At 62.6% G+C, this 25,149-nt stretch carries 19 protein-coding genes; 10 read left to right on the top strand and 9 right to left on the bottom strand.

Annotated elements, in window-relative coordinates:
- Positions 1-87 precede the first annotated feature (87 nt).
- Both rfbD and ACRQDJ_RS02135 read right to left on the bottom strand, forming a co-directional pair.
- Entirely contained in the window at positions 88-945 is an 858-nt protein-coding gene (gene rfbD, locus ACRQDJ_RS02140; RefSeq protein WP_284904104.1) for a dTDP-4-dehydrorhamnose reductase, read from the bottom strand.
- A 38-nt stretch (positions 946-983) separates the two neighbouring features.
- Complete coding sequence (locus tag ACRQDJ_RS02135; RefSeq protein WP_284904106.1) at positions 984-2,678, bottom strand: DUF2142 domain-containing protein; 1,695 nt, start codon at positions 2,676-2,678, stop codon at positions 984-986.
- A 166-nt stretch (positions 2,679-2,844) separates the two neighbouring features.
- Between ACRQDJ_RS02135 and ACRQDJ_RS02130 the strand changes: the two genes are divergently transcribed.
- The 4 genes from ACRQDJ_RS02130 (at position 2,845) to ACRQDJ_RS02115 (ending at position 7,624) form a co-directional block, all read left to right on the top strand.
- A complete protein-coding gene (locus ACRQDJ_RS02130; RefSeq protein WP_284883091.1) occupies positions 2,845-3,462 on the top strand; it encodes a dTDP-4-dehydrorhamnose 3,5-epimerase family protein in 618 nt (205 codons plus the stop codon).
- Positions 3,463-3,464: 2 nt separating this feature from the next.
- A complete protein-coding gene (locus ACRQDJ_RS02125; protein WP_284904109.1) occupies positions 3,465-4,397 on the top strand; it encodes a glycosyltransferase family 2 protein in 933 nt (310 codons plus the stop codon).
- A gap of 146 nt (positions 4,398-4,543) precedes the next feature.
- Positions 4,544-5,932 (top strand): DUF2142 domain-containing protein, encoded by a 1,389-nt coding sequence (locus tag ACRQDJ_RS02120; protein WP_435717756.1) that lies wholly within the window; start codon positions 4,544-4,546, stop codon positions 5,930-5,932.
- 57 nt (positions 5,933-5,989) lie between these two features.
- Positions 5,990-7,624, top strand: a complete 1,635-nt coding sequence (locus ACRQDJ_RS02115; RefSeq protein ID WP_435717755.1) for a glycosyltransferase family protein — start codon at positions 5,990-5,992, stop codon at positions 7,622-7,624.
- On the opposite strand, the gene ACRQDJ_RS02110 is transcribed toward ACRQDJ_RS02115, so the two are convergent.
- From ACRQDJ_RS02110 to ACRQDJ_RS02100, 3 genes are read right to left on the bottom strand one after another with little or no spacing between them, the layout of a single operon-like run.
- On the bottom strand, positions 7,538-8,461 hold the full coding sequence (locus ACRQDJ_RS02110; RefSeq protein WP_284904113.1) for a lysylphosphatidylglycerol synthase domain-containing protein: 924 nt from the start codon (positions 8,459-8,461) through the stop codon (positions 7,538-7,540). The genes ACRQDJ_RS02115 and ACRQDJ_RS02110 overlap by 87 nt on opposite strands.
- Positions 8,458-9,624 (bottom strand): glycosyltransferase family 4 protein, encoded by a 1,167-nt coding sequence (locus tag ACRQDJ_RS02105; RefSeq protein WP_284904114.1) that lies wholly within the window; start codon positions 9,622-9,624, stop codon positions 8,458-8,460. Before ACRQDJ_RS02105 ends, ACRQDJ_RS02110 begins: the two co-directional genes overlap by 4 nt.
- Entirely contained in the window at positions 9,621-10,685 is a 1,065-nt protein-coding gene (locus ACRQDJ_RS02100) for a glycosyltransferase family 2 protein (RefSeq protein WP_284904115.1), read from the bottom strand. Before ACRQDJ_RS02100 ends, ACRQDJ_RS02105 begins: the two co-directional genes overlap by 4 nt.
- A gap of 153 nt (positions 10,686-10,838) precedes the next feature.
- Here ACRQDJ_RS02100 and ACRQDJ_RS02095 point away from each other — a divergent pair, with 153 nt between their 5' ends.
- A complete protein-coding gene (locus ACRQDJ_RS02095; protein WP_284904116.1) occupies positions 10,839-12,890 on the top strand; it encodes a glycosyltransferase in 2,052 nt (683 codons plus the stop codon).
- Between the two features lie 59 nt (positions 12,891-12,949).
- Here the strand turns inward: ACRQDJ_RS02095 and ACRQDJ_RS02090 are convergent, their stop codons facing one another.
- From ACRQDJ_RS02090 to ACRQDJ_RS02080, 3 genes are read right to left on the bottom strand one after another with little or no spacing between them, the layout of a single operon-like run.
- Positions 12,950-14,788: a glycosyltransferase family protein gene (locus tag ACRQDJ_RS02090; protein ID WP_284904118.1), complete on the bottom strand. Its 1,839-nt coding sequence runs from the start codon at positions 14,786-14,788 to the stop codon at positions 12,950-12,952.
- Positions 14,789-14,842: 54 nt separating this feature from the next.
- Complete coding sequence (locus tag ACRQDJ_RS02085; protein ID WP_284904120.1) at positions 14,843-16,093, bottom strand: ABC transporter ATP-binding protein; 1,251 nt, start codon at positions 16,091-16,093, stop codon at positions 14,843-14,845.
- Between the two features lie 24 nt (positions 16,094-16,117).
- Positions 16,118-17,044, bottom strand: coding sequence for an ABC transporter permease (locus tag ACRQDJ_RS02080; protein ID WP_284904121.1), 927 nt, complete (start codon positions 17,042-17,044; stop codon positions 16,118-16,120).
- Positions 17,045-17,274: 230 nt separating this feature from the next.
- Between ACRQDJ_RS02080 and ACRQDJ_RS02075 the strand changes: the two genes are divergently transcribed.
- A complete protein-coding gene (locus ACRQDJ_RS02075; RefSeq protein ID WP_284904123.1) occupies positions 17,275-18,855 on the top strand; it encodes a hypothetical protein in 1,581 nt (526 codons plus the stop codon).
- Entirely contained in the window at positions 18,852-21,299 is a 2,448-nt protein-coding gene (locus ACRQDJ_RS02070; protein ID WP_284901181.1) for a glycosyltransferase, read from the top strand. The genes ACRQDJ_RS02075 and ACRQDJ_RS02070 overlap by 4 nt, the downstream gene beginning before the upstream one ends.
- Positions 21,300-21,317: 18 nt before the next feature.
- On the opposite strand, the gene ACRQDJ_RS02065 is transcribed toward ACRQDJ_RS02070, so the two are convergent.
- Complete coding sequence (locus ACRQDJ_RS02065; protein ID WP_284901179.1) at positions 21,318-22,736, bottom strand: glycosyltransferase family protein; 1,419 nt, start codon at positions 22,734-22,736, stop codon at positions 21,318-21,320.
- Positions 22,737-22,862: 126 nt separating this feature from the next.
- Here ACRQDJ_RS02065 and ACRQDJ_RS02060 point away from each other — a divergent pair, with 126 nt between their 5' ends.
- From ACRQDJ_RS02060 to ACRQDJ_RS02050, 3 genes are read left to right on the top strand one after another with little or no spacing between them, the layout of a single operon-like run.
- Entirely contained in the window at positions 22,863-23,618 is a 756-nt protein-coding gene (locus ACRQDJ_RS02060; protein WP_284901176.1) for a glycosyltransferase family 2 protein, read from the top strand.
- Positions 23,593-23,967 carry a DUF2304 domain-containing protein gene (locus ACRQDJ_RS02055; RefSeq protein WP_234984475.1) on the top strand — a complete coding sequence of 125 codons (375 nt, stop codon included), beginning with the start codon at positions 23,593-23,595 and terminating at the stop codon, positions 23,965-23,967. Before ACRQDJ_RS02060 ends, ACRQDJ_RS02055 begins: the two co-directional genes overlap by 26 nt.
- Before the next feature lie 32 nt (positions 23,968-23,999).
- Positions 24,000-25,067 carry an NAD-dependent epimerase/dehydratase family protein gene (locus tag ACRQDJ_RS02050; RefSeq protein WP_087070499.1) on the top strand — a complete coding sequence of 356 codons (1,068 nt, stop codon included), beginning with the start codon at positions 24,000-24,002 and terminating at the stop codon, positions 25,065-25,067.
- Positions 25,068-25,149 lie beyond the last annotated feature (82 nt).

Raw genomic sequence — 25,149 nt, 5'->3', positions numbered from 1 at the left:
GCGGGCGAGTAACTCGGACCCATTCACACAATCGGGGCGGCTGACATGGTGTCGGCCGCCCCGTTCGTATGCCGCGCTAGTCCACTGCTAGCCCAAGTACTCCGCGAGCACGCTCGGGGCCGCGGTCTCCCAGCGTTCCTTCCAATCCCCGATGGGCTCGATACCGGCCCGGCGCAGGGCGCCGTGGGATAGCACCGAGAAATGCGGGCGCGGAGCGGGCCGGTTGAAGGCAGCCGCCGTCGTCTCCCCCACCATCGCGGGGTCTTTACCGAGCGTCGAGACGATCTCGCGGGTGAAATTCCACCAGTTCGTCTTCCCCGAGGACGTGCCGTGGTAGGTCCCGGAGGGAATATTCGCCTCGACCATGCGGTAGATAAGATCGGCAAGATCCACGGTCCAGGTGGGCTGCCCCACCTCATCGGTCACCACGGACAGCGCATCGCGTTCGGAGGCCAGGCGCGCCATGGTTTTCGGGAAGCAATTGCCCTGGGCGCCGTACAGCCACGCGGTCCGCACGATGTAGTAGTCCTCCGTTTCGGCGCGTACCGCCCACTCCCCGGCCGCTTTGGTGCGCCCGTAGGCGCCCTTGGGGTTCATAACGTCATTTTCTTCGTAGGGGTCCACGGCGTCGCCGGAAAATACGTAATCTGTGGAGACCTGTACCAGTTTCGCGCCGATCTGCGCGGTGCGCCGCGCCAGGATTTGCGGGCCGGTTGCGTTAATGGTGAAGGCTGCCGCCTCCTCACTTTCGGCTTTATCTACGGCCGTATGCGCAGCAACATTAACGACGACGTCGACCTTATCGACCAGGTGCGCCACCGCGGCCGGATCGGTAATATCCAGCTCGCTCTTATCCACAGCGAGCACGTTCTGCCCCCGCTGTGCCAGCAGAGCAACGAGATCCTGGCCGAGCATTCCCCGGCTTCCGGTAACCATCCAGCGCATGGGTGTCCTTTCCTTGGTCTATACCCGCGTTATTGTACTCATTGGACCGCAGCCGCGGCAGGGTGGGAGGAGCCGGCGGGGCAGTACGCCAGCTCCGCGGGGCGAAACTGGGGTAGTAGTTCCACCCGGGTGAGCCGGTAGCACACCAGTCCGGCACCCAGAAGCGCGGCGTATCCGAGCGCCAGTGCCGCGCCGAGCACGGGTACCGGCAGCCCCGCCGCGAGCGCCCAGCGCTCCAGATTCATCCCGAAAAATGCTCCCGGGTAGCACGAACGCAGCCACAGCAGCATCGCGTACGCAGAGAGCAGCATGCTTGCGGCCACCACTGCGGGCAGGAGGAAACTGCGCCATCCAGCTTCTTCACGGTAGCGCGGCCGGCCCGCGGGCGCCGTGAGCGGCGGATCCCAATGGCGCCCGGCTGCCCCCATCGCAATAACCACCAGCAAGCCCAGGGCTCCGGCGAAAAGATAGCGGCCCTGCACCCCACCGATAATTCCCAATCCGCGGTACTGGTTGTAGGCCTGCACGATGAGCATGCCCAGAACCAGCACAATATTCGCGGTGAAGAGAAGGAGGCGCCAGCTTTTATCCGGATGGGTGCCAAGGGCACGCGCGAGGAAAAGAACGGTGAGGAGGGTGAGAAGAATGAGGAGGAGCGGTGCGAAGGTGATATCCAGCCACCCGAAATCCGACCAGAAAGAGTCCACGAAAGAGGTGGTCACCCGCTCGGCGAAGAAACCGATATCGGTGCCCGGCTCCGTGGCTTGGGCCTGGAAACCATCGGGTTGGATCACCCCGTAGCGCACGATATTACGCAGCCACCAGTAGCCGCCGGTGAGAACACCGATGAGTCCCGCGCTCAACCCCTGAGCCAGGCGCCGCCCCCATCCACCTATACGCGGATTAGCGAGGAAGGCGAGGAAAACCACCAGCCCCATGGGGATGAAGGTTCCTTTGCTCCACAGGCCAAGCCCTAAGGCAAGCCCGGCCGCGAGCACGGTGCGCCACTGCCCGGCACCGAACATAGCTGCACTCACTGCCGCTATGGTGAGTGCCCCGGCCCCGATGAAGAGGGCGTCGTTAGTGACCGAAGCGGAGATAAAGCTGAGCATGGGGATGGCGTATACCGTGCCGGAAGCCAGGAGCGCACCGCGCCGGCTCAGTCCGGTGCGCCGCGCCGCGAAAACAAGGCAGGGCACCAGAGGTGAGGTCAGCACAATGGAGTAGAGCCGCAGGATAAGAATCTGGCGGTCCCAGGGGGCATCCGTCATTCCGGTGGCGCGTAACACCAGGGCCCCGCCGGCGTAATAAAGCGGGGGGTGCTGGGTCATCTGATCCAGAATAGGGACTGTGCTTTCAGCTCGCGCAGAGCGGCGTTGCTCGTGCGGGAGGAGTTTCTGGCTGCGGTAGGAATCCGGATCCGCGCCGATCCAGGCATCTCGCCCCAACCGGGTGCGGTAGTGCAGGGAGTAGCTGGGAGCTCCTTCCACCAGCAGGCCGCTGGCCCGGGAGGCTTCAAAAATATCGCGGTAGAGCCAGCTTGTTCCCGGATCGGGCCACTGCCCGGTCTGCTCGAGTCGAATAACGGAATTGAGGTGGTGAGGTTCATCCGGGGTGCGCAGCGGCGGGCTGGCAAGCGCCCAGAGCATCTGCCAGATAAGGAAGAGAACCGTGAGGAGCCCCGCGCACGTATAGAAACGGCGTGAGCTCATGGTGGTATCACTGGTTCGCATACGGTCCTTCGGGGAATTCACGGGGCGCCCGGCGATCCCCTCCTCACCGGATGGTACCGGTAGGGCCGCGGGAAACGCGCTGGTTATCCCAGTCTAGCTTCCGCATCACCGGCGCGGAGAAGGTATCGTAGTTCCCGTACATCGAGTAGCCGAGTGAGGGAACATTATGGAGATTCGGGAATTAGCGATTGCGGGCGCATGGGAAATCACCACCAAGCATTTCCCCGATGAACGCGGTATTTTCTTGGAAGCCTACAAATCCTCTGTTTTTGAAGAAACAATCGGCCACCGTTTGGATGTGCGCCAGGTGAATACCTCGGTATCCAAGGCCGGCACCGTTCGTGGTATCCATTTCGCCGATGTGCCGCCCAGCCAGGCGAAGTACGTAATGTGCCCGCGCGGTGCAGTTCTCGATTTCGTTATTGATATTCGGGTGGGCTCCCCCACCTTCGGGAAGTGGGATTCCGTTCTTCTCGATGATGACACCCGGAAGGCGATTTATATTTCGGAGGGCCTGGGCCACTGCTTCGTGGCCCTGGAAGATGATTCCACCGTGGTTTACCTGTGCTCGGCGCAATACGCTCCCGGGCGGGAACACGGGGTGAATCCGCTGTGCTCGCAAGTGGGCCTGGTATTCCCGGAAACTGATCGCCAGGGTAAGAAGCTTGAGCTGCTGCTCTCCCCGAAGGATACCGATGCTCCCGACCTGGATGAGGCCGAACGCAGCGGGCTCCTCCCGCGCTATGAGGATGTCCAGGCTTTCCTCGCCACCCTGCGGAGCTAAATATGAAGCGGGCTGAACTGTCCGCCCTCGCCAACCAGGTCACCGCGGTTGTCATTACCTATAACCCGGACGGGAACTGCGAAACCCGTCTCACCGCGTTGGTCTTGCAGGTGGGGCACGTGGTGGTTATTGATAACGGTTCGGAAGAATCGCGCCGGGCAGCTGTAGCGGAAAGTGCTCGTGCGGTGGGTGCCCAGTTCGTTCCGCTCGCCCAGAATCTCGGGATTGCGGCGGCCACGAATATCGGTATCGAACAGGCCCGGGCTCGCGCTGCTCGTTTCGTGCTGCTCATGGATCAGGATTCCCTGGTTGGCTCGGATATGGTGGCCCGCCTGCTTGAGGTACTGGCCGGCAATCCGCAGATCGGTGCGGCCGGCCCCCTCCCCAGCGAAGAACGCGAAGGGGAGGATCAGCTGGTTTACGTTGCCCGCGAGTGGGCCCCCAAGCGTGCCACCGCGGCCGAGCTGGAACGCCCGGTGCTTGACGTGGCTTTCCTTATTGCCTCCGGGTGCCTCATCCGGATGGAAACGCTCGATGACGTGGGGGGAATGGGCACCGCTCTCTTTATTGACCACGTGGATCTGGAGTGGGGCGTGCGAGCCCGGAGCCAGGGGTGGCGCCTGGTATGCGTGACGGCCGCCCGGCTCTACCATTCCCTAGGTGACGCCGTCGTTCTTCTTCCCGGTCGCACGCAACCGGTGCACGTGCACGCCCCAATCCGCAATTATTACCTGGTGCGCAATACCGCCCGCGTTATTGGCAGTTCGCTATTCCCGGGCAAGTGGCGGGTGCGCTATGCCTGGTGGCTGGCGAAATACCTGGCCTTTAACGGCTTCCTCCTGGACCGCGGGGCCGAGCGGCGCCAGCTTATGCGCCAAGGCTTACGCGATGCGCGGCGGCGGCGCGGCGGGCGCATAGGTGACGCGGCAGTATGACATCGCGCTCGCACCGCCAAGCTCATCCAGCTCATCCAGCTCGCCCCGCGGACCCGCAAGCTCCGGATGCGCCGCCCTCCCGCGGGCTGTGGTCCCCCCGGGTTTTCCTTTTTTCTTTCCTCGCTTTTCTTTGCTACACCACCGGCTTGAGCCTGCTCACTCCGCTGCACGGTTCCCCGGATGAACCCGTGCATGAAATTTACGGCTACCAGGTGGTCACGGGGAATATTCCCCTCGAATCGGAGCGGGTGCTCGCCCCGCGCTACCTGCGTTCGGGTGCGCCCGATTGCTGGCGTACCACCCGCTCCCAAACCGCGTGGTGTTCGCCCCCGATCAGCTCGGATGCCACCCTGCGGGAAATGGGAACAAGCGCGGTCAATTACCCGCCCCTCTACTACGCCCTCACCCACCAGCCGCTGCGCTTCCTCAGCGGAGCGGCGGCGCTCTGGGCGGTGCGCCTGTGTTCAGCGCTCCTCTTTTCCCTGCTGGCGGCTTTCGGGGTATCGGCTTTCGCGGCCGGCCTGCCCCACCGCCTCGAATCCTTTATTGCCCTCACTGTCCTCACCCCGGCGTTCTTCACTTTCGCGGGTTTTTCCAATCCCCAAAGTCTGGAAATCGGGGCGGCCCTCGCCATGGCCGGATGCCTCATCCCGCTCCTCCGGCCCCTCCCCCCTCGGGAAACAGCGCGGCGCTGGATCGCGGGGGGCTGCGCGGCGCTGCTGCTCATTATGGCGCGCCCGGTGGGCCCGTACTGGGCTATTGCCATGTGCCTGCTCCTGGCCGGGGTATTCGGGCGCGAGCGGGTGCGCACGTATATTCGCACCCGCGCCTTCGCGATATTCATGGCCCTGTGCGCTGCCGGCTGCCTGGCCTGGCTGGCCTGGACCCGCATCTCCACCATCTACGGCCCCACCCCCACCGAAGTCACCAATGACGGCTGGAGCGCTCTCACCCTGCGCCTCCTCGGGAATTTCCGCTACTACATGCACGAGACGATCGGCACGGGCGGGTGGCGCTCCGTGACTACCTCGGTGCCGGTCACGGTGCTCTACTGGGTGGTCCTCTTCGCCGTGGTGGCGGCCGCGTGGCGCTGGGGGCAGCGGCGGCACCGCCTCTCCATCGCCCTGGCTTTTATTTCCCTGCCGCTCAGCGCCATCCTTATGAATACCCTGGTGCTCAGCCGCACCACCTTCCCCATCTGGCAGGGCCGCTACGGCTTCCCCTTCCTCTTCCCGCTCTTCTGGGTGTGCGTGGCTGTTATAGCAACCTCCGGGCGCCGTCGTACCAATATAAGCGGGGCCCTGGCGCGGGCAACCTCCACCCTCTTTTTCCTGGCGACCGTTGATATTACGGTGCGGATGGCCTGGCGTTTTTACGCGGGTATCACCACGGCGCCGCTGTGGCGGGTCCTCACCGATACCCCGCCGCACGCCCTTATCGGCGCCGCGCTCGCTATCGCGGTAGCGGGCACGTACCTGGTGCTCACGTGGCGTTCCACCCGCAGATGTGCCGATTCTTGCCTGCCCGTCATATAATTCCAGGGGCTTATTTGTTATGAGATGTACGTCAATCAATAACTCATCGAGGTGATCATGGGCGGCAATGCTGCTGAGGCGCGTTCCATCGATTTTTCGCAGGACCGCCGGCGGGTAGTGCACGGGAAAATGTTCCTCCTCGCATTCGTCGGGTTCTTTATCTATGCGATGGGGCTCAGTTTGCTCACCCCGCTCAACGGCGGCCCCGACGAAACCCAGCACGAAATTTACGGCTACGCGGTGGTCACCGGGCAAATCCCCCAAAAAAGTATTCGCGTGGAGGCCCCCGCGTTTTTGCGGCGCGGCGCCCCGGATTGCTGGCGCCACGACCCGGCCGCCACCGCCTTCTGCTCGCGCATTTTCACCACGAACGACGAACTTATCTCCCAGGGCACCTCGGCGGTTAATTACCCGCCGCTCTACTACTACCTCACCCACTGGCCCCTGCTGTTCGCTTCCGGGAAATACGTGCTGTGGGGTATCCGGGTGCTTTCTGCCGGGCTTTTCGCCGGGCTGGCAGCGCTCGGCTTTTCTTCTCTGTACGCGGGGTTGCGCAGCGCGGCGCTCCCCTATCTCACCATCGGTCTGCTGGCCCCGGGTTTCTATTCCCTCAGTGGTTTTTCTAATCCGCAGTCGATGGAAATCGGGGCGGCCCTGGCCCTCACCGGTTTCCTCCTCCCTCTCCTCAACCGGGTTCCCGCCCGCGAAGAATTGTGGCGGTGGATTGGCGGGGGGCTGGCCGCCATCCCCCTCATTTGCGCGCGCCCGGTAGGCCCCTACTGGGCGATCCTGCTCTGTTTACTTTTCGCTATTATTTTTGGGCGCGTGGCGGTGCGGCATTACCTGCGCACCCCCGGATTCTGGATTTTCCTCGGGCTGTGCGCCCTGGGATGCCTGGCCTGGTTCGGCTGGAATTACCTGGCCTCCACCTACGGGAAAGCACCCGATCCGGTGGCCAATAAGGGTGCTTTCCGCATGGGCCTGCAAATCCTGGGGACCATGCCCTATTACATTCACGAAACAATCGGAACCGCGGGCTGGCGCAACGTGGAGCCGAGCAGCCCGGTTTCCCTGTGCTACGTGATTTTCTTCGCCTGCCTGCTCATTGCTGTCTACCGGGCCGGGGCGCGCCACCACCGCCGCGCGGTTATTTTCGGGGTGGTGGTGCTACCCTTCAGCGCCCTGCTCCTCAATACCGCGGTGGCGGATCGCATCCCGCTCGTCATGTGGCAGGGCCGCTACTGGTTCCCCTTCTTCTTCCCCTTCTTGGTGACCTGCGCGGCGGCTCTCCTCCAGCACCACGAGCTGCGTGAACGCACCGATTCTGCCCGCGATTCGCGCCTGATTCCGGTACTTTCGTTGGCCGGGGCCCTGCTTTTCGCCGTGACGACCATTGATTTCACGGTGCGGATGGCCTGGCGTTTTTATGTGGGCTTGCGGACCCCCGTCTTCGCGGTTTTATGGACGACGCCGCCCCGCGCGCTGCTGGGTCTCCTTTTGTGCGTGGGACTTTCCTGCGCGGTTGCGTATCTTGTGGTGCGCCGCTACCGCCCGCACCTGAGCGCGCTACGCCGCGCCTGGCGCGAGTATCTGCATCCGCACACCTTAACGGCGGGCCGCGCGGCGCGCGGCGAGGCCGGCGAGGAGTCCGAGGCTCACGTCCGCGAGGGTCGTGAAAACACGCGAAAGTAGTACGACGACGACAACCGGCCCGCTTCCAACCGCGGTAGAAAGTACCGCGGCAAGAGCCAATTCCCGCACTCCCACCCCGGCCGGGACGAAGAACACCAGAAAACCTACGGTCCAGCCCAGGGCGTAGCCGCCGGTGGCGAGCAGGAAGGTCGGCAGCGAAGCGGCCATGCCCTGGTAGATGAGCATGAGCCAGAGTTGGGCACCCATGAGGAGCCAGCCGGCCGCGGCCCACAGTGCCGCCAGGCCGGTACCCCGCCAGCTCAGCTGGGCTTCCAGCGCCCCGCGCCCCAGAATTTTCAAGCCCAGGCTAATGATCCTATTGAGAACAGGCGGGATAAGGGCCACCACGCCCACGGGAATGGCCAGGGCGAGCCAGCCGTATTCTTCCATGAGGCCGGCCGGGCCCAGGAGCAGCGCGAGGACCGCCAGCACCAGGCCGGTCACGATAGAGACCACCATGGAGAGAAGCAGCGCCACGAAGGAGCGCCGCCGGGCGATGGAATGTGCCGCGCCCATTTCCGCGGCCGCCACAAAATTCCACACTCCGCCGGGCAGGTATTTCGCCACCTGCGAGGTGTAAAAAATACGCCGGGCCACCCGGGCGGGCACGGGTTGGCCCACGTCATTGAGAAGATAGCGCCAGGAAACCATCGTGCAGGCCACGTAGAGCAGGGAGAGCGCGATTCCGGCCAGGCTCACCCACCAGGGCAGCGCCGCGAGCGCCTCCCCCACCGCTTCCCGGTTGGCCACGATTGCCCAGATCGCGGCAATCACCGCGAGGAGCATAAAGCCGGCCCGCACAGCTGGTGCTTGCAGGACGCTGAGGATTTTCTTCACCGGGGGCTCTTTTCTTTGGCGTGGTGGGTGGCCGCGCCCGTACCCCGCCTGCCCGGTACCCGGTCGAGGGCCGCGAGGAGAGGGCGTACCACTTGAGCGGGGTGGAAAGCATTATCCGCGCGCTCGCTGGCTCGGGTACGGGCCGCGGCGATGGATTCCGGATCCGCGGCGAAACTGTCCAGCATATCGGCTAGGGCACTCGCATCCCCCGCGGGAACATAGGAGGCGGCGTCCCCGAGCATATCGCGCTGCGGGGCGGTATCGGAGGTGATGAGGGCCAGGCCGGCGGCCATGCCCTGGTAGGCCTTATTGGGAACCACGCGCTGGGCCTTATCCGAAGTCCCGAAGATGCCTAGGCAGAGGTCATGGCCGGCAATTTCGCGCGGTAGCGCGACGGCGTCGACCCAATCCCGCCACGTTACCCGCACGTGGGTGCTTTCGTCTTCCAGAATCGCGCGCGCTTCGGCGTAATCTTGACCGGTACCGATGAGGGTGACCTCGAGGTCTACGCCGCGCTCCTCGAGGAGGCGCAGGGCGCGCGCAATCGTGACGGCGCCCTGGAGCGGGGTGAAAAGGCCGTAGAACACCACGCGGGGCGGGGTGTGAACCGGATGCGGGCTGCGGGCCGCGAAGAAACTTTCGGGCGAGCCCACGGGCACGACGACACCGCGAGCGCGCAGGCTTTCGGGCATCTGCGCGAGGTGCGCGGGGGTATCCAGGACCGTGATGGTGGAGGCGCGAATGGCGGCGCTATCCAGGGTGCGCAGCAGGCGGTCTTTGATACCGGTGTTGAGGCCGCGGTCGGTGGCGGTGGTGGAGGCGAAAATGAGGTGGTCGAGCACGATGGGGGTGCGCGGGAAGAGGAGGCGGGCCAGGAGCACATCGAAGTGGCCGAGGTAGCCCACCACGATAACGTCCGGTGCATGCGGGCCGCGGAAGCGCCGGGAAGCGCGCACCAGATGCCACCAGTGCCGGGCAATATCCGCTCCGAAGGAAAGAGCCCCGCGGGCGCTGGCGAGGGCCGCTACCCGGCCGGCGGTGCCGGTATCGAGGGGAATATTGAGCTCGCGGACCGTGTGGCCGTGCTCGGCCAGCCCGCGCAGCAGCACCCCGACCCGGGGGTGGTTCGCGGTGTTGTAGGTGCCAAAGCCAAGGATTCTCACCGGGTGGCTCCCCCGTTCGCGGCGGCAGCCGGATCATCTGGGTGATCTGGGTCATCCATTTCGGGAACGTCGAGGGCATTGGGGGCTTGGTCGGTGCTCGCGGCGGCAGCCAGCGGGCGCGGCGGGCCGAAACGCAGGGCTTTGATACCTTCTAGTTGCTGTTCGAGGAGGACGCGGTTGGTTTTGAGGAGGTCGGCGATGATGAGGATGGTGATGGAGATAATGGAGGCCACGATCATGGCCGAGCCGAAAATAAGGGATTGGATATGGCCGGCGCCCTGCCCCATGAAGTAGAAGATGAGGAAGCGAATGAAGGGGATGGCACCCAGGATCCCGGTGATTGCCGCCGTCCAGCCCAGGGGCACATGGGGTTTGAACATGAGGTAGGAGCGCACAATCGCGGTCCCGGATTTGAACATGTGCTGGAAAATATTGGAGAACAGGCGTGATTCGCGGGTTTTTGGGTTGGTGGTGATGGGCACGGAGTCGATGCGCAGCCGCTTATTTCCGGCTTGGATAATGGTCTCCATGCAGTAGGAGAATTGGGTGACCACATTGAGGCGGTAGAGCGCGCCCTTGGAGTAGGCCCGGAATCCGGAGGCGGCGTCCGGAAGTTTGGTGCCGGCCGCCCGGTTAACCACCCGGGAACCCACATTCTGCATGAGCTTCTTGAAGCGGGAGAAGTGCGCGATTTTTGAGGTTTGGCGATCAGCAATAACGATATCGGCGTGCCCGGCCACGATGGGAGCTACCAGTTCCGGGATGGCTTCCTGGGGGTACTGGTTATCGCCGTCGGTATTCACCACAATATCCGCGCCGTTCGCGAGCGCGTATTCCACCCCGTCCCGGAAGGAGCGGGCCAGGCCCTGGTTGCGGGCGTGGCGCACAAAGTGTTTCACCCCGTAGGATTTCGCGACCTCAACGGTGGCATCGGTGGAACCGTCATCAATAATGAGGATCTCAATGCTATCGATGCCCGGAATTTCCTTAGGGATGGATTCCAGTACCAGGGGCAAGGTCTTTTCCTCGTTCAAACACGGAACCTGCACAAATAGTTTCATATCCCTCTCCGCCGCAGTCGCGATGATCCAGCACCTAGCCTAACAAGCTCCGCGGCACCGCCACGTCCTCGCCTCCCGCGTGCCGCGGGTCCGCTACAGTACAATTCAAAGAGCAGAAAGCCGATGCCGCCTCTTCAACCAAAGGATTCCGCCGTGACCACTATTTCTTCCTCCTCGGCCAAAGCCGCACTCCGCTCCGCACTCCGCCACGTTCCGGGTGCGGAAGCTGCCGGTCGCAAAGTGCTCCAGAAGGTTCACTACCGGGTGCCCTGTTCGGAGCAGCCCCTGGTGTCCATCATTATTCCGGTGTACGGGCATTGGAAGGAAACATTTGCCTGCCTGAAGGCGGTGGCGGCAACCGCGGGGAATATTCCTTATGAAATCATCGTGGTGGATGATTGTTCTCCGGATTCCACCGGGAAGAAACTGGATCGTATTTTCGGCTTGCGGGTCATTCATATGCCGAAAAATGGCGGCTTTATTCGGGCCTGTAATACCGGCCTCCAGCATGCTCGCGGTGAGATTGTTGTCTATCTCAATAATGACACCGAGGTCAGCCCCACCTGGCTTATTCCTATCGTGGAACGCATGGAAGATCCCTCCATCGGGCTGGTAGGTGCTCGTTTGGTATATGCGGATGGCACGCTTCAGGAGGCAGGTGGCGTCGTTTTTGCCGACGGCGTTACGGAAAACTATGGCAACGGCAATAACCCGGAAAATCACTCCTATACCTATTTCCGGGATGTGGATTATTGCTCCGGGGCCTGCTTGGCGGTGCGCAAGTCGATTCTTGACGAGTTAGGTGGCTTCGATGAGCGCTATATCCCCGCCTATTACGAAGATACCGATCTAGCTTTTGAAGTGCGGCGCCTGGGCTACCGTACCGTTTACGAACCGCGCTCCCTTGTCATTCACCACGAAGGCGTCTCGAATGGAACAGATACCTCGCAGGGTACGAAGCGCTACCAGGTCATTAATAAGGCAAAATTCGCTCAGAAATGGGCAAAAGAATTAGCATCACAGCCGCTGAGCCGCTACCAGGACCCGGACTTCGAAATGGAGCGTGCTGTTCATACCAAAAATGTTGTTATTGTATGCGACGGCGCCGTTATCACCCCAGATCTGGACTCTGGCTCGGTGCGGATGGAGCAGATTCTGCTGGAGCTGCTCCGGCTCGGATACCAACCGATATTCATCCCGCAAAATAAGGAACGTCCCGAACCTTATGTTGGAAACCTGACGAAACGTGGAATTCAAGTAGTCTACGACTCGTTCAATGAACACGGCCAAACTAATATCAGCGCCTACGCTCTTACTATTTTGCTTCGTGGAAATGTACGCGGAGTGATCCTGTCCCGGGTCGGGGTGGCCGCAGCTGCCATCTTCCCGGTGACCCACGCACTTCCGGGCGTCCCCGTTATTTTTGACACGGTGGACCTGCACGGCACCCGCGAATTACGCGAAGCGAAACTGGCCGGTGATGATGCCCTTATCACCGCTGCGCACCAAACCAAGGAATTGGAGCTCGGGGTTATGCGGGCCAGCACCGCCACCCTGGTTGTTTCTTCCGAGGAAGCAAAAATGCTGCATGCGGTCCATCCCGAACTTCCGGTCTTTGTGGTGGGGAATGTGCACGTTCCGGTGGAGCACCCCGCGGGATTGCAGGGGCGGCGCAGCATAAGTTTTATTGGTTCTTTCGCCCATCCCCCGAACGCGGATGGCCTGCACTGGTATTTCACCGAGGTGCACCCGCTGGTCCGCGAGGAACTGGGCGATGTTGAGGTCAATGTATACGGGAAGAACCCACCGGAATCGCTGCGCGTTTTCGAGGGGAACGACGTGAAGCTGTGCGGCTACGCCGCTGATTTAGCTGATGTGTATAATCCGGCCCGGCTCTCCATCGCGCCGCTGCGCTACGGTGCGGGCGTGAAGGGCAAGGTTGGAGAATCTCTTTCCTGGGGCGTGCCTATTGTGACCACCGATATCGGTGCGGAAGGCATGGGCCTGGAGGACCGCGAGACTGCGCTGATCGCCAATAGCCCGGAGGACTTCGCGCGAGCCATTGTGGACGGTATGCGTGATGATGCGCTGTGGGAACGCCTCTCTACCGCGGGTGAACGCCATATTCAGGAGATCATGGGTGTGCCCCGCCTCCACCACGATCTCGCGGCCGCCTTTGACTTCGCGGGGATCACGCGCGTCTGATCGTGCCGCTTGCTCACTAACGCACTGGCGCACCGGCCTGCTGCTGGTGCGCCAGTGAGCTATTCCGCCAGCGTGACGATGGTGAAGTCCGCGTGCGGTTCTATCCGCAGGCGCGGGTCGGAAGCAATCTGCTCACGCAGGGCCTGCGCTTCCGCGGCGAAAGCATCCGCGGATCCCTGTTCGATTCCCCAGCGGAAATCAAAATTCGGGATGACCACCGCTTGCACCTGCCCGGTGTAGAGCACCTGCCACACCGAATGCCCGAAGTTCGCGTGTGGGCCGATCACGTCCTGCATTTCCGGCGTCCAGTTTTCCCGAGCCTGGGCCACGTCTTTATCGCCGAAGGTGTTGTAGAGAACCAAGTCAGATTCGCTCGCAATCACCCCGGCCAGGAAATCATTACCGTCCGAGACCGGGGAACTGAAAGCCACCACGGCATCGTCCGGCAAGGCAGCATCAAGTTTTTCTGGAATCTCACCGATAAGCACCCCAAGATGTGTGGCCCGGTCGCTAGCACCTACCGCCAAGCCCGCGAGGTTCGGGGCGGAAGCCAGCACTGCCAGCGCGGCCAAGATTCCGCAGGCCACCCGCCGCCCGCTGCCTCGCGCTTCCCGGCGCACCAGCGCGCTGATGCCGCTCGCGAGCGCCGCGAGCAGGGCCAGGCGAACCACCAGCATCCAGCGGTAGATAGCCCGCATAAGATCAAGGCCGGGAAGTTCCTCGTAGAGCGGTGCCCACGGGAAGGTCCATAAGGCTTCCGAGCGGGGCATAAGATAATCAGTCACCTGAATCGGCGGGGTCAAAGGCCCTCGGATTTCCCACCATTTCAGGGAGGGCCCTAGGGCAATAACAAAGGCCACCAGGGCTACGCCCACCCACAGCAGCACGTAGCGGCGCGACCCGCGCGCCCACACCAGCACGCAGATCAGCAATACCAGCGCGGTGATACCGATGTAATTCCAGCGGACGTTGGTGCCGTCCCCCCACAGCAGATCTGCATCCAGCCCGATTCCAAGGAGCTCCGCCCACCACACACTCGAGGTGGGGATAACCGTGGTGGCAACATCCACGCCCATGGAACGGAAGAAATCTTCGCTGGTACCCATACCGGCCAGGGCCCCACCGGCGCTGCGGTAATAGACCACGAGCGCCACGGCGCTGGCCACCGCCATATAAACAAAGCCCAGACCGGCATCCCGCAAGCCGCGGCGCCCGCGCAGCAGCGGAAGCACAATAACCACCACCCCGGCGGTGAAACCGAGCATGACGAAAGAATATCCGTCAAGGAAAACAGCCCAGGTGAGAACCCCGCACCAGCCAGCTAGAGCAAGAAGCCGGCGCCACCAGGGGGGCCGCAGCCAGAATTGCAGCAGCACCACGCCCACGTAGACGGTGGCGGGTAGGAGTAGCGCACCCCAGAAGGTGGTACCGAAATTCCCCATGCCGATAACGGAAGGGTTGATCATCCATACCGCTGCCGCTATCCCGGCGATCAGGCGGTGCGAGGTGAGCCAGAAGAACAGCCCGTACGCGCCCACCAGTGCCAGGACGATCCAGATGAGGTACCACGCAGAGAGCGCGGCGGCGTCGTCGCCAGGAAAAATGAGTGCAAAGAAGGTGGCCGCGCGGCTAAAAATACCACCGTTGACCGTGGCGGTACCTTCCGGGAAACCGATGATCGGGCAGCGGCCTTCTTGCAGGTACAGGCGCGGGAACTCGGTTCCGCATTGGAGGCGCCCGAGGTCGGCCACCCAGGCGTGTACCGGGCCGATGGCCCACGCGTTCACGCCGTAGATAAAGGACAGGGCGATGGAGTAGAGGAGGGCGCCCAGGCCCGCGAAGCCGCGGGTGCGCCACCGCAGCGGCGCGCTGCGTGGGTGGGCTTCGATAACTGGCACGTGGTTCCCCTCTATCCGCTCTATCCGCGGGAGCGATGGTGACCGCGAACGGTATTATTGCTCGGTTCCGCTCCCCGCCTCGATCTTAACATTGTGAACATAGACTTCGGGGAAGGTTTTGACGAATCCCGTGGTCATGCCATCGGATTTGGTGGTGAAGAGAGCAACGCTATTGCGCCGCTCGATTTCAATATCAGCACTGTCGAGAATCGCGATATTGACGATGTAATCGCCCTCCCCGATATGCAGATCGGGGAGCACCACCATGATGGTGGCGTAGTCTTTTTCTACCGCGGGGAGGGGAAGCTGGAGGCGGCGGCTGGACATTCCGAAAACCGGGGTGCCCTCGTTCATGGTGGCGATTTCCACCACCACGCCGTAATCGCGCATGGGTTCGTGGGCCACCAGATCGAAGGCAATGCGCATGGTATCACCGGAAATATGTACGAAAAGCCCGTCGTCGGAGGTACGCACGCCGTCCACAATCGCGGCATTGTCAATACTGCACGGGTGGGTATCCACCGCGGTGAGCACCCCGCCGTTCTTTTCCGCGAGTTCGGCGAGCATTTGTTCCTGGTAGCCCTGGTGGAGGCGGGACATCGCGTCACGCACATCCCCCACCATAACCATGGCGCCTTTATCCAGAACGACGGCGCGATCGCACACCTCAATCACTTGCGCCGCGGAATGTGACACCAGAATAATGGAGCGCCCTTCGCGCTGGAATTGGCGAATTTTCTCCATGCATTTCTTCTGGAAAGGCTCATCACCCACCGCGAGGACTTCATCCACGAGCAGGATATCCGGGTCGGAATGCACCGCCACCGCGAAAGCGAGGCGCACGTACATCCCGGAGGAATAGAACTTCACCTGGGTGTGGATGAAATCTCGAATCCCGGAAAACTCAATAATGGAATCAAGCTGGGCGTCGATCTCCGCTTCGGACAAGCCCAGGATAGAAGCATTGAGATAAATATTTTCCATGCCGGTGAGATCCGGGTGGAAACCGGCACCCAATTCGAGAAGCGCGGCCATGCGCCCGCGGGTGCGGACCTGGCCGGCATCGGGGGTGAGGATCCCACCGATCACTTTGAGGAGGGTGGATTTACCCGAACCGTTCGCCCCCACCAAGCCCACCGATTCTCCGGCGGCCACGTTGAAGGACACGTTCTTAAGCGCCCAGTATTCTTCCGCGTGGGTGCGCGAACGGGCGGCATTGACCAGGCGTTCCTTGAGGGATTTATCTTTGTGGACGATGAATTTCTTCGAAACTCCGTCAACTTGAATGACGTCGGGACGTGACATGAGAATCCTTGACTCGCCTTTCCTTTAGAGTTCCTGCGCGAAGTTACGTTGCATACGGGCGAAGTAGCGCTGCGCGAGCCAGAGAAGCACCAGCCCGATGATAAGGAAGATTCCCAGGCGGGTGAGGAGATGGGAGGGCAGCAGGGCATCCTGCCCGGCCGCCCAGAAGGAATGCTGGAAGCCCATAACCGCCACCGAGGTGGGGTTGAGGAGATAGAGGTTAATCATCCAGCTGGGCGCCGCCCCGGCGATCATCGCGAAAGAATAGACGGAGGGGGTGAGCCAGAATCCGATGAGAAGAATAACCTCCACGAGGTATTGCACATCCCGCAGATAAACATTCGCGGCGGAGAGGAACAGCCCGAAGGCCACCGCCCACACCACCACCACCGCCAGGGAGATGGGGAAGTAGATGAGGGCGCTCCCCCACGGCACCCCGCGAATAATAAGGGCCCCGCATACCAGAATGGCCAGTTGGGAGAGGAAGTCCACAAAGGCCGCACCGGCCGCGGAGAGCGGGAAGATTTCGCGCGGAAGATAAACCTTCTTGACGATCCCGGAATTACTCACGATCGCCCCGGTGGAGGCCGCCACGATCTGGGAGAAAAGCCCCCAGGCGGTCAGCCCCGCGAAAACATAGATGGCGAAATCGGGGATGGCGCGTTCGGCGCCCAGCACCTTGCCGATGGCGAAATAGTAGATGAGCAGGTTAATGAGGGGCCGCACCAGGGTCCACACGTACCCGAGCACCGAATCCTTGTAGCGTGCTTTGAGTTCGCGCCGGGTGAGCAGGCCCAAGAGGTGGCGATGGTCGAAAATATCGCGGACGGAAGCTCGCCATCCGCTAAAGAACCCGGTGTCAATAGCCACGCGCGTGAGATCCTGGCTGGCGAGTTTCTCGAAGCGTGTTTGCGCTTCGGGGCTCACCTCGCGTTCGCGCTCTGCTGCCATACCCGACCTTTCCTGCCGGCATCCGCGCTGATGGCTCCCCACCCGGGTTAGCCGCGCGTATGCACCTATCTGTCTCATACTACCTAGCTGCGGGCCAAGCCGCGCGCACAGCCGCGCACCGTCAGCGCCACCTCGCATCGCCTTGTACGATAGAGAAAGTAAGTTTCACCCGGGAGCCGCCGCGGCTATGCGAGCCGCGCTTGCCGCCCCGCGGAGGATGATAGGCAGTCATGAGTGTTTGTGTTCTTGTTCCCGCCGGAGCCGGGCCTGCTTTAGCGCGGGCCCTCCCCTACCGTGTTGCGGAGCTCATTCCGGGCCAGCCCGCCCCGCGCGCGGATCTCGCGGCGGGAGAAACGATCACCGCGGTGGTGACCACTCCCGGTGCCATCACGAAAACAGCCCTCGCGCAGCTCCTGAGCACCCCGGGGCCTAATACCGCGTGGGGCGCGGCCGCGGATTCTTCACCGCAACCAAGTGCGGATACCACCGCGAGCGCCAGCGCGGATACCACCGCGAGCGCGCCGGAAACCCCCGATTCCCGCAGCGTCCTCGCGGTTCCCGCCCCGGTCTACACTTTTGATTCGCGGGCGCTCCACCTGTGCGGCGGTCTCGATACCGCGTTCTCGCTTCCGGCTCTGGCCGTGGATGCCCAGTGGCGCCTCACCGCCGCCGGAGTACCGGGTGAGCAGCGCACCACCGCCCTCCTCGAAACCGGCACCCCCGATCTGGATACCACCGATTACCTGCGCATCCTCACGAAGAATCTTTCCCCGGCCTACCAGCTGGAATTCCTCGCCCCGCTCTTCACCGCGCTGATCGATCACCCGATCCGCAGCTCCGGGGTGGATACCGCGGCCCTGGATCTAGCCCGCCGCCCCGGGAACGACGACGTCCCCTCCCTCCCCGTCCCCTCCACCACTTTCAGCGGTGCCCAGGTGGTGCGCGACTGGAGCGCCTCGCTGGCCGGCCTGGAAGACCGGCACGCCGCGGCCACGGCCGCCGCCCGCATCCCGGATCGCCGCCTGCCCCATATGGCCGATTTCCTTGACCGGGTCTGGGCCAGCGCCGGTATTCCCGCCGCCGAACGGGATTTCCTGGAAAGCGCTTTCGCTGATGTGCGCCGCGATGATGAGCCGAGTATTGCTTTCGCGGTGGCGGCTTCCGATACCGCGGCCCGCGCCCGTTTCGAGCAGATTGCCGGCGCGCTTTCCGAGCCGCTCTACCTGTGGGATCCGGAAAGCAAAGAGCTGAGCGAGCGCAGCGCCGATCCCGCCGCACCGTTCCAAGCGGCGCGCCGCGATATGGCCAGCGCCGTCGACACAATTGCCGTGACCTATATTCTCAATCTCCCGGCCCGCGCGGTTCCGTGGACCGGAACCCACGGGGTGGTGATTGCCGATGTCACCACCGCGAATCTCACCGCGATGGTCCGCACCGATTGGGTGGGGGTGACCGGCACGGAAAGCGTGGGCGCGAACGCCAGCGTCCTCAACGAAACGCTCACCGTTGCGGATCGCGTGATCACCGCGGATACCGCCCAGCGTGATTTTGTGCTCGGGGCCCTGTCCGGGAACTATCGTTTGGATCAGAATACGTACGACGACGATCACTCCCTCACCAGCCTCGTCGCCCAGGAAAACGGCGGTATTGCGGCGGCCCTCGCCGCGCTACGCTCCCCCGTCCACTCCTATGAACGGGTGGAAACCACCCAGCTGTACGAAGAGCCCGGCAAGCCCGGTGCCCGCAAGCATCCCCACCTGCGCCGCGCGCTGCGCGGCCTAGCCAGCACTCTCAAGGGAGAACGCAAGTGACCTCTGTTTCCGTTATTCTTGTCAATTTCCGCGGGGCGGAGGATACGATTGCCGCCGCGCACTACCTGCGTGAATGTGATTGGCCCGCGCAGGATCTGGAGATCGTCGTCGTCGATAATAATTCCGGGGATGGTTCCTACGAGCGCCTGCGCGCCGAACTACCCGACTGCCAGGTACTGCAATCGGGCGCCAACCTGGGCTTCACCGGGGGCTGCAACTTCGGGGTGGAGCATTCACGCGGGGATATCGTGGCTTTCCTCAATAATGATGCCCGGCCCGGCAAGAAGTGGATTCGCGCCGCGGTAGAGGCGATTAAAGCGGACCCGAAGGTGGGATGCGTCGCCTCCAAGGTGCTCACCTGGGAAGGCGACAGAATTGATTTCGTTGATTCCTCGATGACGTGGTTCGGGATGGGCTACAAGCGCGAGGCAGAACGGGAAGATACCGGCGCCTGGGATACCCCGAAGAATGTACTCTTCCCCACCGGGGCCGCCATGTTCGTGCCGCGCCGTGTTTTCGAGGAACTGGGCGGTTTCGATGACCGCTACTTCATGTTCTACGAGGATGCTGATTTCGGCTGGCGCGCCAACCTCGCCGGATACGATGTGCGCTACGTGCCTGAATCGGTGGCCTACCACCGTCACCACGTCACCATGAAGAAGTTCGGGAATTTCCGCGAAACCTATTTCCTGGAACGCAATGCGCTGGCCTGCCTGTACAAGAATCTCGGCGATGACCTGCTCCGCACGGTTTTCGCTCCCGCCCTCGCTTTTGCCCTGGAGCGCAGCGCGGAACGCAGCGAAGTGGAGGAGCGCCGCGGTCCGGATTCCTACCGTGCCGCGGAAGGCACCATCACGAAAATGGCGGCCACCGCACCCTACGCGGTCTCGTATTTCCGCGATATTTTGCCCTCTCTCGTGGAATCGCGCCGGGAGATCCAGGCCGGGCGCAAGAAATCCGATGCGGAGATTATCACCCTCATGCGTAATGCCATGGAGCCGGCCTATCCGCTGCCGCGCTACCTGGACCTCCACGAGGCACTGGCGCGTTTCTTCGGCATCGCGAAGCGTTTTTCCGGGCAGGCGAAGGTGCTGGTGGTCACCGGTGAACCCATCGGGGAAAAAATGGCCGGTCCGGCTATCCGGGCCTGGGAGATGTGCACCCGCCTGGCACTCGAGCACCCGGTGCGGTTGTGTTCCACGGCCGGAGTTGGCAAAGTAGCCCCCCAGGCTTTCGAGATCCACAATGGCGATACCGATACCCTGCGCGCCTGCACCGATTGGGCCGACGTCATTATTTTCCAGGGCTTCCTGCTGGAAAGCGCCCCGTGGCTCATGAGCTCGGAAAAGATCATCGTGGCCGATATTTACGATCCCATGCACCTCGAGCAGCTCGAACAGGCCCGCGACCAGGGCCCGGAGGGCCGCGAACGCTCCATTACCGGGGTGACCGGGGTGCTCAACCGGCAGCTGGCCCGTGCCGATAAATTCCTGTGTGCCTCGGATAAGCAGCGCAATTTCTGGCTCGGGCAGCTGGCGAGCATGGGCCGTATCAACCGCAATGTCCTCCCCGACGGTGCGGATGTGCGCAGCCTCATCGATATTGCGCCCTTTGGCCTGGGCGAAGAAGCACCCCGGCAAACCGAGCACGCCATCCGCGGGAAGGTTCCCGGCATCGGCATGGATGACAAGGTCATCCTGTGGGGTGGCGGGGTCTATAACTGGTTCGACCCGCTCTCCCTCATCCGCGCGGTCGCCCAGCTTTCCCGCACCCACCCGGATGTGCGCCTCTACTTCCTGGGGATGAAACACCCCAATCCGGGAGTGCCGGCCATGCGGGTCGCATCCGAAGCGGTGGCCCTGGCCGACGAGCTGGAGCTCACCAACCGCTTTGTATTCTTCAACCACGACTGGGTCCCCTACCACGAACGCCAGAACTACCTGCTGGACGCAAACGTGGGAGTCTCCACCCATTTCGAGCACGTGGAAACCCAGTTCTCTTTCCGCACCCGCATCCTCGACTACCTGTGGGCGGGGCTACCCATCGTCGCGACCAGCGGGGATTCCTTCGGGAACGCCCTCGATAGCGAAGGCATCGGCATCTCGGTGCCCCCGCGCGACGTGGAGGCCCTGGCCGCCGCGCTCGAAACACTGTTATACGACGACGCCGCAGCGGCCCGCGCGCGTGCGAATATTGCCGGTTTCGCCCAGCAGTTCCACTGGGATCGGGCGCTGGCCCCGCTGCTGGAGTTCTGCCGGCACCCGCGCCGGGCCGCGGATCTGGCTTTCCGCACCGGCGACGATGTGCCGGGAACCATGCTCGGCTTTATCGACCCCGGTTTCAACCCGGTACGCGATCTCAAACTCGTGGTGGATTACCTGCGCACCGGCGGCCCGAAGGTGCTGGCCTCCAAGGTGAAGTCCCGGCTGCGCAAGTACATCTAGGACGCCTCGTGCGCCGCCCTACGTTGCGGAGGGAATAATGAGGGCGTAGCCGTACATGCAGGCGGTCACAATTGCCAGGCCCCAGGTTACGGAATGGCGCAGCTTAATCCAGGCAGCAGCCGCGCAGAAGAGCGGGATAAGAACCATGCCGTAGCGGTGCTGCATAAAGGTGAGGGAGCCGGCGAGGATATTGAAACCGAGCACCACCCCCGGTGCGATACCGAGGAAGGACACCGCGGCAGCCTGGCAGAAACGCTGCTCCAGAGTAGAGTGGCGTTCCAGGATCCAGGCCACGCTCACAATGGCGGTAATTCCCAGCCAGAGCGCCACGCTCGCGAAGGGTGACTTCGGGTATTGCTCGGCTGTCCCACCAATCCCGGCGAAAACAATTTGAAGCGCATCATCGGTCATATAGGGCAGCTGGCGCAGATCGAGCACCCCGGTTGGATCCACCACAATATCCGGGCGTGCCACCGTAATGAAGGGGCGAATCACCAACCAGGCCCCGCCCGCTACCGCGGACACTAGCCCGAGAATGCCAATTTCCCACCAGCGCGGCAAGGTGGCAGGATCCGCAGCAGCTTTCTTACCCCAGCCGTTGCCGGGCCGCATCCGGTACCACACCAGGAAAATAAGGGCCGCCACCACCGCGAAAATATTTTGCATTTTCACCACGCAGGCCACCGTGGTAATAAGGAGGAGCCAACCGAGTGACCATTGCCGGCGCGCGTAGAAAATACTCCCGAAAATAATGAGGGTGCCCACCAGGAGATTGAGAGCATCCGGGGTGATATAGCAGTTCGTGGTGCGGAAGGTGGGCATGGAGGTGATGAGGAGCGGCACCGTGAACGCCATCGCCCAGGTGGCACCAACGCGGCGCATTCCCCAGGCAAGGACCGTCATTCCCAGCACCAACCAGAGCACGCTGGTGAGGCGGGCACTGCCCAGCAAGCCCATCCCGAGCATCATAAACGGCTTAGCCAGCCAGGCGGTGAGGAAGTAGTAGACCGGGGAATGCACCCCGGCGGTGGTGTAGCCCGCGAAGGGGAGCTTCTCATCCGGGAAATCGCCCCCGCACACCCCGATAGTTGCCGAACTGACCGGATTGGAACCGAAACCGAGGCAGGCCAGCACCTCACGGGCATAGGAATCCGTGGTCATCCCGTCACGCACCACGATCCCGCGACCGGCCTTATCAACCGCATCGAGGTACACGTATTCATCGAAGGGAGACAGGTGCGGATTGGTGATGATGAAGTGCAGATTGAGTGCCCCACCCAGAATCCCGAAGAACACCAGAACGGCTAACCACACCACCCAGGGGCGCCCGGCACTGATTCTGCGCAACCGCGATACCAGAGCCGCCCGATGCGGCGAGCGTTGAGAAGACGAAGCGGCCTGGGGCGCCCGGACATCTGCGTGTGTGGCTGCAACCATGGATTTCCTTGAGATGGACAACGTTTCACTTGCCGCGTTATCTTATCGCGAAGTACCACCCCTCATATAGGGCACACAGCACGGGCGTTCGTTCAAGCCCGGGCTTAAATGGCCTAAAATCAAAGAATGACTTCTGAGCAAGACAGGCACCCACGTCTCGTCGTCCTCATTCCGGCCTGGAATGAAGAAGAGGCGCTGCCGGCGGTTCTCACCGAATTACGCCAGGCAGTACCGCACGCATCCCTCGTGGTCATTAACGATTGCTCCCGGGATGCCACCGCCCAGGTGGCCGCGGCCGGCGGGGCAACAGTCCTCAATCTGCCCATTAACCTCGGGGTGGGCGGGGCGATGCGCACCGGCTACCTGTACGCCTGGCGCCACGGTTTTGACCGCGCCGTGCAGGTGGATGCCGATGGCCAGCACCGCCCCGAAGATATTGCCCGCCTCCTCGAAAAAATGGATGCCACCGGTGCCGATATTGTGATCGGGGCACGTTTTGCGGAACGGGGATCCTATCGGGTGCGCGGCCCGCGCGCCTGGGCCATGCGCTTCCTCTCTCACGTACTCTCCCGCGTGCATCACACCCGGCTCACGGATACCACCTCGGGTTTCAAGCTCACGAACCGGAAGGCCATCGGGGTGCTCGCCGATGAACTCCCAGCCGAATACTTAGGCGATACCATCGAGGCTCTTATTATCGCCAGCAAAGCCGGGCTGCGCGTTACCCAGGTGGGCGTGGAGATGCGCGAACGGCAGGGCGGCACCCCCTCCCATAACCCACTGAAAGCCGCGCGCCTGCTGCTGCGCGGTATTATCGCCATGGCGGTAGCCTCTACCCGCCCCGGCCAAAAAGATCTTGACGGAACCGAAGGAAGGCAATAACGTGCTCTACCGCCTCTTGCCGATCGCCGCGAGCATCCTCTTCCTCGTGTACCTGTTTATCCTGCTGCGCTCGCGGCGGATGAAACAAACCTACGTGTATATCTGGTTCCTTATCGGCATCGGCCTGCTCGTTATTTCGATCTGGCCCCAGGTTGTTTTCCTCGTCTCCCAAGCCCTCGGTTTCAAACGCGCTTCCAATATGATTCTGGTAATCGCGTGCGTGGTGCTCCTCATGGTGACGATCCAGCTGTCCACCGCAGTCTCCCGCTTGGAAGAAGACCGGCGGCGTTTGGCTGAAGAAATAGCTTTACTGCGCGCGGAGCGCGCTGCGCCCCCAGCCGAGGCGTAAACTTCATGTGCATCAATACAGGAAGGACTTCCATGCGCATTCTTGTTACCGGTGGTGCCGGTTTCATCGGAGCGGCGATGTCAACATACCTCGCCGACCATCACGAGCAGGTTATCGCTTTCGATAATCTGCACCCGCAGATCCACCCGGATCACCAGCCCACGGCCGGCTTCGATAAGCGCGTGGAGCTCTACGAAGCCGATGTGACCGACCCGGCCGCCTGGGATACCTTGCTGGAGCGCTTCACCCCGGATGTTGTGGTCCATTTGGCAGCGGAAACCGGAACCGGGCAGTCCCTAACCGAATCCACCCGGCACGCCTCCGTGAACGTGGTGGGCACCACCACGATGCTCGATGCCTTCGCGCGCCACCAGGTTATCCCGCAGCGCATTGTTCTTGCCTCCTCGCGCGCGGTCTACGGCGAGGGTGCCTGGCGGCATACCTCCGGGGAGCACGCCGGTGAGCTGTTCTACCCCGGTTCGCGTACCGTGGCCATGTTTGAAAAAGAAGAGTGGGATTTCCCGGAGGCCGAGCCGGTGGCCATGAACGCCGCCCTGGTGGAGCCGCATCCTTCCTCGGTCTACGCGGTTACCAAAATCGCCCAGGAACAGCTCCTGCGCATGTGGGGCGATGCTTTCGGCTGTGAGATCGGGATTGTGCGCCTGCAAAACGTGTACGGCCCGGGCCAAACCCCTTCCAATCCCTACACCGGAATCATGTCCCTCTTCTGCCGGGTTGCCTACAATAAGCAGCAGATTTCCGTCTACGAAGACGGCCTCATCCGCCGCGATTTCATCATTATTGATGATGTGGCCCGCGCCCTCATTAAAATGATCGAAATTGAAAAGTGCCCGGGCGTGTCCGTGGATATCGGAGCGGGCCACTACACCACCATCCTCGAAGCCGCCCAAATTATCGCGAAGATTTACGGGGCTCCCGAACCGAAGATCACCGGCCAGTGGCGCCACGGCGACGTACGCCACGCCTGGGCGGATCCGGCACCTGCCCGCGAGCTCCTCGGATTCGAGGCCGAAGTAGACGTGGAAGAAGGCTTCACGCGCCTTGCTTCCTGGATTAACACCCAGACCCAGTATCTCTAAACCCGATAACCGCAGCGCGGCGTGCGGCGACGACCCGGCAACCGCGGCGTCGTCGCCCCGCCGCGATGGGACCACGCGAAGG

Source organism: Actinotignum urematis (assembly GCF_051264595.1).
Lineage (GTDB): Bacteria > Actinomycetota > Actinomycetes > Actinomycetales > Actinomycetaceae > Actinotignum > Actinotignum timonense_A.
Note: the sequence above shows the minus strand (reverse complement) of the source record. Positions and strands in the feature narration are given on the sequence as shown.